A 14,640-nucleotide genomic window follows, 5' to 3' on the forward strand; every position below is an offset into this window, starting at 1 on the left:
TCTACCTAGCAGTGTTCAAGCATCAACCGCTTTTTGGGTCGACTTGAAGACACGAATTTTCTTACCGTCTTCTACTTTGAAACCAACGCGGTCAGCCTTGTTGGTTTCGCCGTTGAAGATGGCAACGTTGGAAGCGTGCAGAGGCGCTTCTTTCTCGACGATACCGCCCTGAACGCCCGCCATCGGGTTAGGCTTGGTATGACGCTTGACCAGGTTCACACCACCGATAACCAGACGGTCATCAGCAAGAACCTTCAGCACCTTACCGCGCTTACCTTTGTCTTTGCCGGCGATCACGATGATCTCGTCGTCACGACGAATCTTTTGCATGTCGGATCTCCTTACAGCACTTCAGGGGCGAGCGAGACGATCTTCATGAACTTCTCAGTACGAAGTTCACGGGTCACTGGCCCGAAGATGCGAGTGCCGATCGGCTCTTGCTTGTTGTTCAGCAGAACAGCAGCGTTGCCGTCGAAACGAATGATGGAACCGTCAGCGCGACGTACACCGTGACGGGTACGGACGACAACAGCGGTCATCACCTGGCCTTTTTTGACCTTACCGCGCGGAATTGCTTCCTTGACGGTTACTTTGATGATGTCACCGATGCCAGCGTAACGACGGTGCGAACCGCCGAGTACCTTGATGCACATGACGCGACGAGCGCCGCTGTTATCGGCCACATCGAGCATGGATTGAGTCTGAATCATAAAATTTCTCCGACCCCTAGCCCTTAGACTTCAACAGCGCGTTCGAGGACTTCAACCAGTGCCCAGGACTTGGTCTTGGCCAGCGGACGGGTTTCGGTAATCGAAACTTTGTCGCCGATCTTGCACTGGTTGGTTTCGTCGTGCGCGTGCAGCTTAGTCGAACGCTTAACGTATTTACCGTAGATCGGGTGCTTTACGCGACGCTCGATCAGAACGGTGATGGTCTTGTCCATTTTGTCGCTGACGACACGGCCAGTCAGCGTACGGACGGTTTTTTCAGCTTCAGCCATGATCACTTACCTGCCTGCTGGTTGAGCACAGTTTTCACGCGAGCGATGTCACGCTTAACTTGCGAGAGCAGGTGCGACTGCCCCAACTGGCCAGTTGCTTTCTGCATGCGCAGATTGAACTGGTCGCGCAGCAAGCCGAGCAGTTGCTCGTTCAGCTGCTGTGCCGATTTTTCACGAAGTTCATTCGCTTTCATCACATCACCGTCCGCTTAACAAAGGAGGTGGCGAGAGGCAGCTTTGCAGCAGCCAGGGCGAAAGCTTCGCGCGCCAGCTCTTCAGAAACACCCTCGATCTCGTACAGGACTTTGCCTGGCTGGATCTGGGCAACCCAGTATTCCACGGAGCCCTTACCTTTACCCATACGAACCTCGAGAGGCTTCTTGGAGATCGGCTTGTCCGGGAACACACGGATCCAGATCTTGCCGCCACGTTTAACGTGACGGGTCAGAGCACGACGTGCCGACTCGATCTGGCGGGCGGTGAGGCGACCGCGAGCAACAGCTTTCAGGGCGAATTCGCCGAAGCTGACTTTGCTACCGCGCAGTGCCAGACCACGGTTGTGGCCAGTCATCTGCTTGCGGAATTTTGTACGCTTTGGTTGCAACATTTGGCGTACCCCTTACTTAGCAGCTTTTTTACGAGGCGCTGGTGCTTGTGGTTTCAGTTCTTCTTGGCGACCACCAATAACTTCGCCTTTGAAGATCCAAACCTTCACACCGATCACACCATAAGTGGTGTGAGCTTCGTAGGTGTTGTAGTCGATATCGGCACGCAGGGTGTGCAGAGGCACACGACCTTCGCGATACCACTCGGTACGAGCAATCTCGGCGCCGCCGAGACGACCGCTCACCTGGATCTTGATGCCCTTGGCACCAATACGCATGGCGTTCTGTACGGCGCGCTTCATGGCGCGACGGAACATTACGCGGCGTTCCAGCTGCTGAGCTACGCTCTGCGCAACCAGCATAGCGTCGAGCTCCGGCTTGCGGATCTCTTCGATGTTGATGTGCACAGGCACACCCATCTGCTTGGTCAGGTCCTGACGCAGCTTCTCGACATCCTCACCTTTCTTACCGATAACGATACCGGGACGAGCAGTGTGGATGGTGATGCGTGCAGTTTGAGCCGGACGATGAATATCGATACGGCTTACGGACGCGCTTTTTAGTTTGTCTTGGAGGTACTCACGTGTTTTCAGATCCTTCAACAGGTAATCTGCGTAAGTAGCACCGTCTGCGTACCAGACGGAGGTGTGCTCCTTGACGATTCCCAGGCGAATGCCAGTGGGATGTACTTTCTGACCCATCTGATCGACTCCGTTACTTGTCCGCAACCTTGACAGTGATATGGCAAGACCGCTTGACGATGCGATCAGCACGGCCTTTGGCACGTGGCATGATGCGCTTCAGCGAACGCCCTTCGTTGACGAAAACGGTGGAGACCTTCAGGTCATCAACGTCTGCGCCTTCGTTGTGTTCGGCGTTGGCAACGGCCGACTCGAGGACTTTCTTCATGATTTCAGCGGCTTTTTTGCTGCTGAAGGCCAACAGGTTGAGCGCTTCGCCCACCTTCTTCCCGCGGATCTGGTCGGCGACCAAGCGGGCTTTCTGGGCGGAGATGCGAGCGCCCGACAACTTAGCGGCTACTTCCATTTCCTTACCCCTTAACGCTTGGCTTTCTTGTCAGCCACGTGCCCGCGATAGGTGCGGGTACCGGCGAACTCGCCCAGTTTGTGGCCGACCATGTCTTCGTTCACGAGAACTGGGACATGCTGGCGACCGTTATGAACCGCGATGGTCAGACCGACCATTTGTGGCAGGATCATCGAGCGACGCGACCAGGTTTTAACTGGCTTGCGATCGTTCTTCTCCACCGCCACTTCGACCTTCTTCAACAGGTGAAGATCGATAAAAGGACCTTTTTTCAGAGAACGTGGCACTGTCGTATCCCTCTAGTTACTTGCGACGACGGACGATCATGTTGTCGGTACGCTTATTACCACGGGTTTTAGCACCCTTGGTTGGGAAGCCCCATGGCGATACCGGATGACGACCACCAGAGGTACGACCTTCACCACCACCATGTGGGTGGTCAACCGGGTTCATGGCAACACCACGAACGGTTGGGCGAACGCCGCGCCAGCGTTTGGCACCTGCTTTACCCAGCGAACGCAGGCTGTGCTCGGAGTTCGAGACTTCGCCCAGGGTCGCACGGCACTCAGCCAGTACTTTACGCATCTCACCGGAACGCAGACGCAGAGTCACGTAGACGCCGTCACGAGCGATCAGCTGAGCCGAAGCACCAGCGGAACGAGCGATCTGAGCACCTTTACCCGGCTTCAGTTCGACGCCGTGAATGGTGCTACCTACTGGGATGTTGCGCAGCTGCAGGGAGTTACCGGCCTTGATTGGGGCCAGGGCACCTGCGATCAGCTGGTCGCCAGCGCTCACGCCTTTAGGGGCGATGATGTAGCGACGCTCACCGTCTGCGTAGCACAGCAGGGCGATGTGAGCAGTACGGTTTGGATCGTATTCGATACGCTCGACAGTGGCTGGGATGCCATCTTTGTCGTTGCGACGGAAGTCGACCAGACGGTAATGCTGCTTGTGACCACCACCAACGTGACGAGTGGTAATGCGGCCATTGTTGTTACGACCACCAGACTTCGACTTCTTCTCGAGCAGCGGTGCGTGAGGAGCGCCTTTATGGAGCTCCTTGTTGACCACCTTGACCACGAAACGGCGGCCAGGGGAAGTCGGTTTGCATTTAACGATTGCCATGATGCACCCCTTCCTTACTCAGCACTGCTGCTGAAATCGAGATCTTGGCCTGGCTGAAGGGAGACAATTGCCTTCTTCCAGTCATTACGCTTGCCCAGACCACGTGCGGTACGCTTGGTTTTACCCAGAACGTTAACGGTCGACACGTTTTCAACTTTTACGTTGAACAGGCCTTCGACAGCTTTCTTGATTTCCAGCTTGGTTGCGTCGGTAGCAACCTTGAATACGAACTGGCCTTTCTTCTCAGCCAGAACGGTAGCCTTCTCGGAAACGTGCGGGCCAAGGAGGACTTTGAATACGCGTTCCTGGTTCATCCCAGCAGCTCCTCGAATTTCTTCACGGCCGAGACAGTGATCAACACTTTCTCGTATGCGATCAGACTGACCGGGTCGGAACCTTGAACGTCACGTACATCGACGTGCGGCAGGTTGCGAGCAGCCAGGTACAGGTTCTGATCAACAGCGTCCGAAACGATCAGAACGTCGCTCAGACCCATGCCGTTCAGCTTGTTCAGCAGATCTTTGGTTTTCGGTGCTTCAACAGCGAAGTCCTGAACCACGACCAGACGGTCGCTACGCACCAGCTCAGCGAGGATGGAGCGCAGTGCTGCGCGATACATCTTCTTGTTGAGCTTTTGCGAGTGATCTTGAGGGCGAGCTGCGAAGGTAACACCACCGCCACGCCAGATCGGACCACGAGTGGTACCAGCACGAGCACGGCCAGTACCCTTCTGACGCCATGGGCGCTTACCGCCACCAGCCACGTCGGAACGGGTCTTTTGCTGCTTGGTGCCCTGACGGCCGCCGGCCATGTAGGCCACGACTGCTTGGTGAACCAGCGTCTCGTTGAATTCGCCACCGAAAGTCAGTTCGGAAACTTCGATCGCCTGAGCGTCATTTACATTAAGTTGCATGTCAGTTTCCCCTTAACCGCGAGCCTTGACAGCCGGACGTACAACCACGTCGCCGCCAGTAGCGCCAGGAACGGCACCCTTGATCAGCAGCAGGTTGCGTTCAGCGTCTACGCGTACTACTTCCAGGGACTGAACAGTCACGCGCTCGGCGCCCATGTGGCCGGACATTTTCTTGCCCTTGAACACACGACCAGGAGTCTGGCACTGGCCGATGGAGCCTGGGACACGGTGCGACACGGAGTTACCGTGGGTGTTGTCCTGACCACGGAAGTTCCAGCGCTTGATGGTACCGGCGAAGCCTTTACCTTTGGACTGACCAGTAACGTCTACCAGCTGGCCTGCAGTGAAGAGTTCAGCTTTGATCGAGTCGCCAGCCTGGAACTCGCCTTCTTCAAGGCGGAACTCCCAGACACCGCGACCAGCGGCAACGTTCGCTTTAGCGAAGTGACCTGCTTGAGCAGCAGTCACACGCGAAGCACGACGCTCGCCGACAGTGACTTGCACTGCACGGTAGCCATCGGTTTCTTCAGTCTTGAACTGGGTGACGCGATTCGGCTCGATCTCAATGACCGTGACCGGAATGGAGACACCTTCTTCGGTGAAAACGCGGGTCATACCGCATTTACGACCGACTACACCAATAGTCATGTTGTAACCTCATGAGTGTACGGGGCTTTCACCCGCTATGGCCGCCCATTTCAGAGCGTTACACGGACAAGACCGAAGTCTTAGCCGAGGCTGATCTGCACTTCCACACCTGCCGCGAGATCAAGCTTCATCAGCGCATCAACGGTTTTATCCGTTGGCTGGACGATGTCCAGAACGCGCTTATGAGTGCGAATCTCGTACTGGTCACGCGCGTCTTTGTTGACGTGCGGGGAGACCAGAACGGTGAAACGCTCTTTGCGGGTAGGCAGTGGAATTGGACCACGCACTTGTGCACCAGTACGTTTCGCGGTTTCCACGATTTCCTGGGTGGATTGGTCGATCAGGCGATGGTCGAAAGCCTTCAACCTGATACGGATTTGCTGATTTTGCATTGGATTTCAGACTCCAGGCTGTTCCCAACGGACGCACTACGCCCGCTAAAAGGAGGCGTGATTCTATAGACGGCTCAATTTAGTGTCAACCCAATAAAAAAAACCCCCGCTGAGCGGGGGTTTTTTCAATCGATCGAGTGATTACTCGATGATTTTGGCTACGACGCCGGCGCCGACGGTACGACCGCCTTCACGGATAGCGAAGCGCAGACCGTCTTCCATTGCGATGGTCTTGATCAGCGTGACAGTCATCTGAATGTTGTCACCTGGCATTACCATTTCAACGCCTTCCGGCAGTTCGCAGTTACCGGTCACGTCAGTGGTACGGAAGTAGAACTGAGGACGGTAGCCTTTGAAGAACGGAGTGTGACGGCCGCCTTCTTCCTTCGACAGGACGTAGACTTCTGCGGTGAACTTGGTGTGCGGCTTGACCGAACCTGGCTTGACCAGAACCTGGCCACGCTCAACGTCGTCACGCTTGGTACCACGCAGCAGAACGCCGCAGTTCTCGCCAGCACGACCTTCGTCCAGCAGCTTGCGGAACATCTCAACACCGGTGCAGGTGGTGGTGGTGGTGTCACGCAGACCAACGATTTCCAGCGGATCCTGAACGCGGACGATACCACGCTCGATACGACCGGTAACAACGGTACCACGACCCGAGATCGAGAATACGTCTTCGATTGGCATCAGGAACGGCTTGTCGATAGCACGCTCTGGCTCTGGGATGTAGCTGTCCAGAGTTTCAACCAGCTTCTTGACGGCAGTGGTGCCCATCTCGTTGTCGTCTTTGCCTTCCAGCGCCATACGAGCCGAACCGATGATGATCGGAGTGTCGTCGCCTGGGAAGTCATAGGTGGACAGCAGGTCGCGAACTTCCATCTCGACCAGTTCCAGCAGCTCAGCGTCGTCTACCAGGTCAGCCTTGTTCAGGAAGACCACGATGTACGGAACGCCAACCTGACGGGACAGCAGGATGTGCTCACGGGTTTGTGGCATCGGGCCATCAGCGGCCGAGCAAACCAGGATCGCGCCGTCCATCTGGGCAGCACCGGTGATCATGTTCTTCACGTAGTCAGCGTGACCTGGGCAGTCGACGTGAGCGTAGTGACGAATGTTCGAGTTGTACTCGACGTGAGCGGTGTTGATGGTGATACCGCGCGCTTTTTCTTCCGGAGCCGAGTCGATCTTGTCGAACTCAACGACTGCCGAACCGAAAACTTCGGAGCAGACGCGAGTCAGAGCTGCGGTCAGAGTGGTCTTACCGTGGTCAACGTGGCCGATAGTGCCGACGTTAACGTGGGGAAGGGAACGATCAAATTTTTCTTTAGCCACGACAGTGAACCTCTTGCCTAAAGGGGATTAGCCTTGTTTTTTAACGAGTGCTTCGACGATGTTCGACGGAGCTTCGGCGTATTTGGAGAATTCCATGGAGTAGCTTGCGCGACCCTGAGACATGGAACGAACGTCGGTCGCATAACCGAACATCTCTCCGAGCGGTACCTCAGCAGTGATTACCTTGCCGGACACCGAGTCTTCATTACCCTGGATCATCCCGCGACGACGGCTCAGGTCACCCATCACGTCACCCAGGTAGTCTTCCGGAGTTACAACTTCGACCTTCATGATCGGCTCAAGCACCACGCCACCACCCTTCTGGGCCAGTTGCTTGGTCGCCATCGAAGCGGCGATCTTGAACGCCATTTCGTTGGAGTCGACGTCGTGGTACGAACCGTCGAATACCGTAGCCTTCAGGCCGAGCAGCGGATAGCCGGCAACAACGCCGTTTTTCATCTGCTCTTCGATACCCTTCTGGATCGGGGCGATGAATTCCTTAGGAATCACACCACCAACGACTTCGTTGGTGAACACCAGACCTTCGGTGATGTTGCCCTTCTCGTCGACGTCCGGCTCCGAGAAACGGATCCAGCAGTGACCGAACTGACCACGACCGCCCGACTGACGAACGAACTTGCCTTCGATCTCGACGTTGGACTTGGTGATCTTCTCGCGGTACGAAACCTGAGGCTTACCGATGTTGGCTTCGACGTTGAACTCGCGCTTCATGCGGTCAACGAGGATATCCAGGTGCAACTCACCCATGCCCGAGATGATGGTCTGACCAGTCTCTTCGTCGGTCTTGACGCGGAACGACGGGTCTTCCTGGGCCAGCTTGCCCAGAGCGATACCCATCTTCTCCTGGTCAGCCTTGGTTTTCGGCTCTACGGAGAGCGAAATAACCGGCTCAGGGAAGTCCATACGCTCAAGGATGATTGGCTTGTCGGCGTTGCACAGGGTTTCGCCTGTGGTCACGTCCTTCATGCCGATCAGGGCCGCGATGTCGCCAGCGCGCACTTCCTTGATCTCTTCACGCTGGTTGGCGTGCATCTGCACCATACGACCAACGCGCTCTTTCTTGCCCTTGACCGAGTTGATGACGGAGTCACCGGAGGTCAGAACACCCGAGTAGACGCGAACGAAGGTCAGAGTACCCACGAACGGGTCAGTCGCGATCTTGAACGCCAGAGCCGAGAACGGCTCGTCGTCGTCAGCGTGACGCTCGTCTTTACGAACAGCCGGATCGTCTTTGTCCAGATCCTTGTCGTCCGGGTTGATACCCTGGATTGCAGGAATCTCGGTCGGAGCAGGCAGGTAGTCGATGACGGCGTCGAGAACCAGGGGAACGCCCTTGTTCTTGAACGACGAACCACAGACGGCCGGTACGATTTCGCTGGCCAGGGTGCGCGCGCGCAGACCGGCTTTGATCTCGTCGACGGTCAGCTCTTCGCCTTCCAGGTACTTGTTCATCAGCTCTTCGCTGGCCTCGGCAGCCGCCTCAACCATGTTGGAGCGCCACTCTTCAGCCAGCTCCAGCATATCGGCAGGAATTTCTTCCTCGCGATAGGTGGTGCCTTTGTCGTCGTCGTTCCAGTAGATAGCCTTCATCTTGATCAGGTCGACCTGACCCTGGAAGTTATCTTCCGAACCGATGGCCAGCTGAACAGGAACCGGGGTGTGACCCAGACGGTTCTTGATCTGACCTACGACGCGCAGGAAGTTTGCACCGGCACGGTCCATCTTGTTCACGTAAACAACACGTGGAACGCCGTACTTGTTGGCCTGACGCCATACGGTTTCGGACTGAGGCTCAACGCCGGAGGTACCGCAGAACACAACGACCGCGCCGTCGAGTACACGCAGCGAACGCTCTACTTCAATGGTGAAGTCGACGTGGCCAGGGGTATCGATGACGTTTACGCGGTAGTTGTCATACTGACCAACAGAACCTTTCCAGAAGGTGGTAACGGCAGCGGAGGTAATGGTGATACCCCGCTCCTGCTCCTGCACCATCCAGTCGGTGGTCGCGGCGCCGTCGTGCACCTCGCCCATCTTGTGGCTCAGGCCTGTATAGAACAGGATCCGCTCGGTAGTGGTGGTCTTGCCCGCGTCAACGTGGGCACAGATACCAATGTTACGGTAGCGGTTAATTGCTGTAGTACGAGCCATAAAGCCCTCGCAAAATGATTGATGCTTGAATTAGAAGCGGTAGTGCGAGAACGCTTTGTTGGCTTCGGCCATACGGTGAACGTCTTCACGCTTCTTGACTGCAGCACCTTTGCCTTCAGCAGCATCCAGCAGCTCGCCAGCCAGGCGCAGAGCCATCGACTTCTCGCCGCGCTTGCGGGCGTAGTCTACGAGCCAGCGCATTGCCAGAGCATTACGACGGGATGGACGAACTTCAACCGGGACCTGGTAAGTGGCACCGCCGACACGACGGGACTTTACTTCGACCAGCGGAGCGATGGCGTCGAGAGCTTTCTCGAAGATTTCCAGGGGGTCGCTGTTCTTGCGCTCTTTGACCTTGTCCAGTGCACCGTAAACGATGCGCTCGGCCACGGCCTTTTTGCCGCTTTCCATCACGTGGTTCATGAACTTGGCGAGGATTTGGGATCCGTATTTAGGATCGTCCAGAATCTCACGTTTTGCTGCTACACGACGTCTTGGCATGATAAGCCCTCAAACGGTCTTCAGGTTAGCCCGGGACGTGGGTCTGCGACCCCTGCCCGACCTTACTCTTATCGACTCAAAAAAATGGATGTGTGCAAACGGCCGATTACTTCGGACGCTTGGTACCGTACTTCGAACGACCCTGGTTACGGCCTTTAACGCCCGAAGTATCCAGAGAGCCGCGAACGGTGTGGTAACGAACACCTGGCAAGTCTTTTACACGGCCGCCACGGATCAGGACGACGCTGTGCTCTTGCAGGTTGTGGCCTTCACCGCCGATGTACGAGGAAACCTCGAAACCGTTGGTCAGGCGAACACGGCAAACCTTACGCAGTGCCGAGTTAGGTTTTTTCGGCGTGGTGGTGTACACGCGGGTGCACACGCCACGACGTTGCGGGCAGTTCTGCAGCGCAGGAACGTCGGACTTCTCGACCGAACGCTTACGCGGCTGACGTACCAGCTGGTTGATAGTTGCCATCTACTAGCTCCACTGATTGTCTTGCGACTCTATTGTCTTGCAAGAAAGCCAAAAATTGGCGAGACGGAGCCTCACCAAATTTAAGGGTACAAAAGTCTACGGAGGATCTTGCACCCAGTCAAGACGAGGCCCCGGCCATCCCCGCCCGGTCATCGGCAACAATTTATGTCGCCGACGGCCGTTCGGGGCTTGCCGGGGCCCTGCCCTGTACTTAGTTACCGCTGGAATTCAGCGCTTCGGTCAGTGCGGCTTCAACCTCACTGGCGCTCACACGCAGCGGTTTGTCGGCTTCACGGCGACGCTTGCGCTCGCTGTGGTAGGCCAGACCGGTACCGGCCGGGATCAGACGACCCACGACCACGTTCTCTTTCAGGCCGCGCAGGTAATCGCGCTTGCCGGTGACGGCCGCTTCGGTCAGTACGCGGGTGGTTTCCTGGAAGGAAGCCGCGGAGATGAACGATTCGGTCGACAGCGACGCCTTAGTGATACCCAGCAGCACGCGCGAGAACTTCGAGATGAACTTGTCTTCGCTGGCCAGACGCTCGTTCTCGACCAGTACGTGAGTCAGTTCCATCTGGTCGCCCTTGATGAAGCTGGAATCACCCGACTCGGCAATCTCGACCTTACGCAGCATCTGACGCAGGATGGTCTCGATGTGCTTGTCGTTGATCTTAACGCCTTGCAGACGGTAAACGTCCTGAATCTCGTTGACGATGTACTTCGCCAGCGCGCTCACACCCAGCAGACGCAGGATGTCGTGCGGATCGCTCGGGCCGTCGGAGATAACTTCGCCGCGGTTTACCTGTTCGCCTTCGAAGACGTTCAGGTGGCGCCACTTCGGAATCAGCTCTTCGTACGGATCGCTACCGTCGGTCGGAGTAATGACCAGACGACGCTTGCCCTTGGTCTCTTTACCGAACGCGATGGTGCCGCTGACTTCAGCCAGAATCGAGGCTTCTTTCGGACGGCGCGCTTCAAACAAGTCGGCAACGCGCGGCAGACCACCGGTGATGTCACGGGTTTTCGACGTTTCTTGCGGGATACGCGCGATAACGTCACCCACACCGATCTGAGCACCGTCAGCCACGCCGACGAGGGCGTTGGCCGGCAGGAAGTACTGAGCCGGTACGTCGGTACCTGGCAGGTACAGGTCCTTGCCGTTGGCATCGACCATCTTGATTGCCGGACGGATTTCCTTGCCTGCGGCAGGGCGATCCTTGACGTCCAGAACTTCGATGTTGGTCAAACCCGTCAATTCGTCGGTCTGACGCTTGATGGTGATGTTTTCTTCCATGCCCACGAAGGTCACGGTACCTTTCAGCTCGGTAACGATCGGGTGGGTGTGCGGGTCCCACTTGGCGACGATGGCGCCAGCTTCGACCTTGTCACCTTCCTTGACCGAAATCACCGCACCGTAAGGCAGCTTGTAACGCTCGCGCTCACGACCGAATTCGTCGGCAATGGCCAGCTCGCCGGAACGCGATACGGCAACCAGGTTGCCATCGGCGCGCACGACATGCTTCAGGTTGTGCAGACGCACCATACCGCCGTTCTTCACCTGGACGCTGTCGGCAGCCGAGGTCCGGCTTGCAGCACCACCGATGTGGAACGTACGCATGGTCAGCTGGGTACCCGGCTCACCGATCGACTGTGCAGCGATAACGCCGACAGCTTCACCGATGTTGACCTGGTGACCGCGAGCCAGGTCACGACCGTAGCACTTGGCGCAGATGCCGTAGCGAGTTTCGCAGTTGATCGGCGAACGCACGATAACTTCGTCGATGCTGTTCAGCTCGATGAACTCGACCCATTGCTCGTCGACCAAGGTACCGGCCGGAACGATGACGTCCTCGGTACCTGGCTTGAACACGTCACGGGCAATGACACGGCCCAATACGCGCTCACCCAGCGGCTCGACAACGTCACCGCCTTCGATGTGCGGCGTCATCAGCAAGCCGTGGTCGGTGCCACAGTCGATCTCGGTCACGACCAGATCCTGCGCAACGTCTACCAGACGACGAGTCAGGTAACCGGAGTTCGCAGTCTTCAGTGCGGTATCCGCCAGACCCTTACGAGCACCGTGAGTCGAGATGAAGTACTGCAGTACGCTCAGACCTTCACGGAAGTTCGCGGTGATCGGCGTCTCGATGATCGAGCCGTCCGGCTTGGCCATCAGACCACGCATACCTGCCAGCTGACGGATCTGTGCAGCGGAACCCCGCGCACCGGAGTCAGCCATCATGTACATCGAGTTGAAGGACTCTTGCTCGACTTCGTTGCCTTCGCGGTCGATGACTTTCTCTTTCGAGAGGTTGGCCATCATCGCCTTGGACACTTCGTCGTTCGCCTTGGACCACAAGTCGATGACCTTGTTGTACTTCTCGCCCTGGGTAACCAGGCCGGAGGCGTACTGACTCTCGATTTCCTTCACTTCGTCGGTAGCGGTACCGATGATGCGGGCTTTTTCGTCCGGGATAACGAAGTCGTTAACACCGATCGAAACGCCGGAAATGGTCGAGTAGGCAAAACCGGTGTACATCAGCTGGTCAGCGAAGATAACGGTCTCTTTCAGACCAACCACGCGGTAGCACTGGTTGATCAGCTTGGAGATCGCCTTCTTCTTCATCGGCTGGTTGACCACGTCGTACGGCAGACCTGCCGGCACAACCTGGAACAGCAGCGCACGGCCGACAGTGGTGTCGACGATGCGGGTGTTCTTGGTGACGCTACCATCGCGGTCGTTCACGGTCTCGTTGATACGGACCTTGATTTTCGCGTGCAGGGCGGCTTCGCCGGCGCGGAATACGCGGTCGACTTCCTGCAGGTCGGCGAATACGCGACCTTCGCCCTTGGCGTTGATGGCTTCACGGGTCATGTAGTACAGACCCAGTACAACGTCCTGCGACGGAACGATGATTGGCTCACCGTTGGCTGGCGACAGAATGTTGTTGGTCGACATCATCAGCGCGCGCGCTTCGAGCTGGGCTTCCAGCGTCAGCGGCACGTGAACGGCCATCTGGTCACCGTCGAAGTCGGCGTTGTACGCCGCACAGACCAACGGGTGCAGCTGGATCGCCTTACCTTCGATGAGCACAGGCTCGAACGCCTGGATACCCAGACGGTGAAGGGTCGGTGCACGGTTGAGCAGCACGGGGTGTTCGCGGATGACCTCGGCGAGCACGTCCCATACCTCTGGCAGCTCGCGCTCGACCATCTTCTTGGCAGCCTTGATGGTGGTCGCCAGACCACGCATTTCCAGCTTGCCGAAAATGAACGGCTTGAACAGCTCGAGGGCCATCTTCTTCGGCAGACCGCACTGGTGCAGACGCAGGGTCGGGCCTACGGTAATTACCGAACGGCCGGAGTAGTCCACACGCTTACCGAGCAAGTTCTGACGGAAACGACCTTGCTTACCTTTGATCATGTCAGCCAGGGACTTCAGCGGACGCTTGTTCGAGCCAGTGATGGCGCGACCGCGACGGCCGTTGTCCAGCAGGGCGTCGACCGCTTCCTGCAGCATGCGCTTTTCGTTGCGCACGATGATGTCCGGCGCCGACAGATCGAGCAGGCGCTTCAGACGGTTGTTACGGTTGATCACCCGACGATACAGGTCGTTCAGGTCGGAGGTCGCAAAGCGGCCACCATCCAGCGGAACCAGCGGACGCAGGTCCGGCGGCAGTACTGGCAGGACGGTCAGGACCATCCACTCAGGCAGGTTGCCCGAGCCCTGGAAAGCTTCCATCAGCTTCAGGCGCTTGGACAGCTTCTTGATCTTGGTTTCCGAGTTGGTCTGCGGAATCTCTTCGCGCAGGCGGCCAATCTCGTGCTCCAGGTCGATAGCGTGCAGCAGCTCGCGGACAGCCTCGGCACCCATGCGGGCGTCGAAGTCGTCACCGAACTCTTCCAGCGCTTCGAAGTACTGCTCGTCGTTCAGCAGCTGACCCTTTTCAAGGGTGGTCATGCCTGGGTCGATAACGACGTAGCTCTCGAAGTAGAGAACGCGCTCGATATCACGCAGGGTCATGTCCATCAGCAAGCCGATACGGGACGGCAGCGACTTCAGGAACCAGATGTGGGCAACCGGCGAGGCCAGTTCGATGTGCGCCATGCGCTCACGACGAACCTTGGCCAGGGCAACTTCAACGCCGCACTTCTCGCAGATCACACCGCGGTGCTTGAGGCGCTTGTACTTGCCGCACAGGCACTCGTAGTCCTTGACTGGGCCAAAGATCTTGGCGCAGAACAGGCCGTCACGCTCAGGTTTGAACGTACGGTAGTTGATGGTTTCCGGCTTCTTAACTTCACCGAACGACCACGAACGGATCATTTCAGGCGACGCCAGACCGATGCGGATGGCGTCGAACTCTTCGACTTGACCCTGGTTTTTCAGCAAATTCAGTAGGTCTTTCAAGGCCTTTCCT

The 14,640-nt window shown here is 57.2% G+C and carries 18 protein-coding genes; all 18 read right to left on the minus strand.

Annotated features, from left to right (window positions below; all coding sequences use genetic code 11):
* Positions 1-15: 15 nt before the first annotated feature.
* The 18 genes from rplX to rpoC all read right to left on the minus strand — a co-directional run bounded on the left by rplX (position 16) and on the right by rpoC (position 14,630).
* On the minus strand, positions 16-330 hold the full coding sequence (rplX, locus tag PC358_RS26370; RefSeq protein WP_003255476.1) for a 50S ribosomal protein L24: 315 nt from the start codon (positions 328-330) through the stop codon (positions 16-18).
* Positions 331-341: 11 nt separating this feature from the next.
* Positions 342-710, minus strand: coding sequence for a 50S ribosomal protein L14 (gene rplN, locus PC358_RS26375; RefSeq protein ID WP_002555479.1), 369 nt, complete (start codon positions 708-710; stop codon positions 342-344).
* Between the two features lie 23 nt (positions 711-733).
* Complete coding sequence (gene rpsQ / locus PC358_RS26380; protein ID WP_023534981.1) at positions 734-1,000, minus strand: 30S ribosomal protein S17; 267 nt, start codon at positions 998-1,000, stop codon at positions 734-736.
* Between the two features lie 2 nt (positions 1,001-1,002).
* Positions 1,003-1,194: a 50S ribosomal protein L29 gene (gene rpmC / locus PC358_RS26385; RefSeq protein WP_002555481.1), complete on the minus strand. Its 192-nt coding sequence runs from the start codon at positions 1,192-1,194 to the stop codon at positions 1,003-1,005.
* On the minus strand, positions 1,194-1,607 hold the full coding sequence (gene rplP, locus PC358_RS26390) for a 50S ribosomal protein L16 (protein WP_003255479.1): 414 nt from the start codon (positions 1,605-1,607) through the stop codon (positions 1,194-1,196). The genes rpmC and rplP overlap by 1 nt, the downstream gene beginning before the upstream one ends.
* A gap of 12 nt (positions 1,608-1,619) precedes the next feature.
* Positions 1,620-2,306 (minus strand): 30S ribosomal protein S3, encoded by a 687-nt coding sequence (gene rpsC / locus PC358_RS26395; protein WP_003255481.1) that lies wholly within the window; start codon positions 2,304-2,306, stop codon positions 1,620-1,622.
* A 13-nt stretch (positions 2,307-2,319) separates the two neighbouring features.
* Positions 2,320-2,652, minus strand: coding sequence for a 50S ribosomal protein L22 (rplV, locus tag PC358_RS26400; protein WP_003103908.1), 333 nt, complete (start codon positions 2,650-2,652; stop codon positions 2,320-2,322).
* Positions 2,653-2,663: 11 nt separating this feature from the next.
* A complete protein-coding gene (gene rpsS / locus PC358_RS26405) occupies positions 2,664-2,939 on the minus strand; it encodes a 30S ribosomal protein S19 (protein WP_003255482.1) in 276 nt (91 codons plus the stop codon).
* Between the two features lie 16 nt (positions 2,940-2,955).
* A complete protein-coding gene (rplB, locus tag PC358_RS26410) occupies positions 2,956-3,780 on the minus strand; it encodes a 50S ribosomal protein L2 (RefSeq protein ID WP_008089816.1) in 825 nt (274 codons plus the stop codon).
* Between the two features lie 14 nt (positions 3,781-3,794).
* Positions 3,795-4,094, minus strand: coding sequence for a 50S ribosomal protein L23 (rplW, locus tag PC358_RS26415; protein ID WP_003255484.1), 300 nt, complete (start codon positions 4,092-4,094; stop codon positions 3,795-3,797).
* A complete protein-coding gene (rplD, locus tag PC358_RS26420) occupies positions 4,091-4,693 on the minus strand; it encodes a 50S ribosomal protein L4 (protein WP_003255485.1) in 603 nt (200 codons plus the stop codon). Before rplD ends, rplW begins: the two co-directional genes overlap by 4 nt.
* Before the next feature lie 12 nt (positions 4,694-4,705).
* On the minus strand, positions 4,706-5,341 hold the full coding sequence (gene rplC / locus PC358_RS26425; RefSeq protein WP_027594871.1) for a 50S ribosomal protein L3: 636 nt from the start codon (positions 5,339-5,341) through the stop codon (positions 4,706-4,708).
* A gap of 80 nt (positions 5,342-5,421) precedes the next feature.
* Positions 5,422-5,733, minus strand: a complete 312-nt coding sequence (gene rpsJ, locus PC358_RS26430; RefSeq protein WP_003186070.1) for a 30S ribosomal protein S10 — start codon at positions 5,731-5,733, stop codon at positions 5,422-5,424.
* A 141-nt stretch (positions 5,734-5,874) separates the two neighbouring features.
* On the minus strand, positions 5,875-7,068 hold the full coding sequence (gene tuf / locus PC358_RS26435; protein WP_028614144.1) for an elongation factor Tu: 1,194 nt from the start codon (positions 7,066-7,068) through the stop codon (positions 5,875-5,877).
* A gap of 27 nt (positions 7,069-7,095) precedes the next feature.
* On the minus strand, positions 7,096-9,240 hold the full coding sequence (fusA, locus tag PC358_RS26440) for an elongation factor G (protein ID WP_033703490.1): 2,145 nt from the start codon (positions 9,238-9,240) through the stop codon (positions 7,096-7,098).
* 30 nt (positions 9,241-9,270) lie between these two features.
* A complete protein-coding gene (rpsG, locus tag PC358_RS26445) occupies positions 9,271-9,741 on the minus strand; it encodes a 30S ribosomal protein S7 (protein ID WP_008089143.1) in 471 nt (156 codons plus the stop codon).
* 106 nt (positions 9,742-9,847) lie between these two features.
* Positions 9,848-10,219 (minus strand): 30S ribosomal protein S12, encoded by a 372-nt coding sequence (gene rpsL / locus PC358_RS26450; protein ID WP_003255492.1) that lies wholly within the window; start codon positions 10,217-10,219, stop codon positions 9,848-9,850.
* 211 nt (positions 10,220-10,430) lie between these two features.
* Positions 10,431-14,630 (minus strand): DNA-directed RNA polymerase subunit beta', encoded by a 4,200-nt coding sequence (gene rpoC, locus PC358_RS26455; protein WP_033703491.1) that lies wholly within the window; start codon positions 14,628-14,630, stop codon positions 10,431-10,433.
* Positions 14,631-14,640: the final 10 nt, after the last annotated feature.

It is taken from the genome of Pseudomonas capeferrum (assembly GCF_000731675.1).
Classification (GTDB): domain Bacteria; phylum Pseudomonadota; class Gammaproteobacteria; order Pseudomonadales; family Pseudomonadaceae; genus Aquipseudomonas; species Aquipseudomonas capeferrum.

Coding starts and splice junctions, on each gene's coding strand:
- rpsG (WP_008089143.1), bottom strand. CDS start 9,741: ATGCCAAGACGTCGTGTAGCAGCAAAACGTGAGATTCTGGACGATCCT.
- rplX (WP_003255476.1), bottom strand. CDS start 330: ATGCAAAAGATTCGTCGTGACGACGAGATCATCGTGATCGCCGGCAAA.
- rplW (WP_003255484.1), bottom strand. CDS start 4,094: ATGAACCAGGAACGCGTATTCAAAGTCCTCCTTGGCCCGCACGTTTCC.
- rplC (WP_027594871.1), bottom strand. CDS start 5,341: ATGACTATTGGTGTAGTCGGTCGTAAATGCGGTATGACCCGCGTTTTC.
- rplB (WP_008089816.1), bottom strand. CDS start 3,780: ATGGCAATCGTTAAATGCAAACCGACTTCCCCTGGCCGCCGTTTCGTG.
- rplP (WP_003255479.1), bottom strand. CDS start 1,607: ATGTTGCAACCAAAGCGTACAAAATTCCGCAAGCAGATGACTGGCCAC.
- rpsL (WP_003255492.1), bottom strand. CDS start 10,219: ATGGCAACTATCAACCAGCTGGTACGTCAGCCGCGTAAGCGTTCGGTC.
- rplD (WP_003255485.1), bottom strand. CDS start 4,693: ATGCAACTTAATGTAAATGACGCTCAGGCGATCGAAGTTTCCGAACTG.
- rpsQ (WP_023534981.1), bottom strand. CDS start 1,000: ATGGCTGAAGCTGAAAAAACCGTCCGTACGCTGACTGGCCGTGTCGTC.
- rpmC (WP_002555481.1), bottom strand. CDS start 1,194: ATGAAAGCGAATGAACTTCGTGAAAAATCGGCACAGCAGCTGAACGAG.
- rplN (WP_002555479.1), bottom strand. CDS start 710: ATGATTCAGACTCAATCCATGCTCGATGTGGCCGATAACAGCGGCGCT.
- rplV (WP_003103908.1), bottom strand. CDS start 2,652: ATGGAAGTAGCCGCTAAGTTGTCGGGCGCTCGCATCTCCGCCCAGAAA.
- fusA (WP_033703490.1), bottom strand. CDS start 9,240: ATGGCTCGTACTACAGCAATTAACCGCTACCGTAACATTGGTATCTGT.
- rpsJ (WP_003186070.1), bottom strand. CDS start 5,733: ATGCAAAATCAGCAAATCCGTATCAGGTTGAAGGCTTTCGACCATCGC.
- rpsC (WP_003255481.1), bottom strand. CDS start 2,306: ATGGGTCAGAAAGTACATCCCACTGGCATTCGCCTGGGAATCGTCAAG.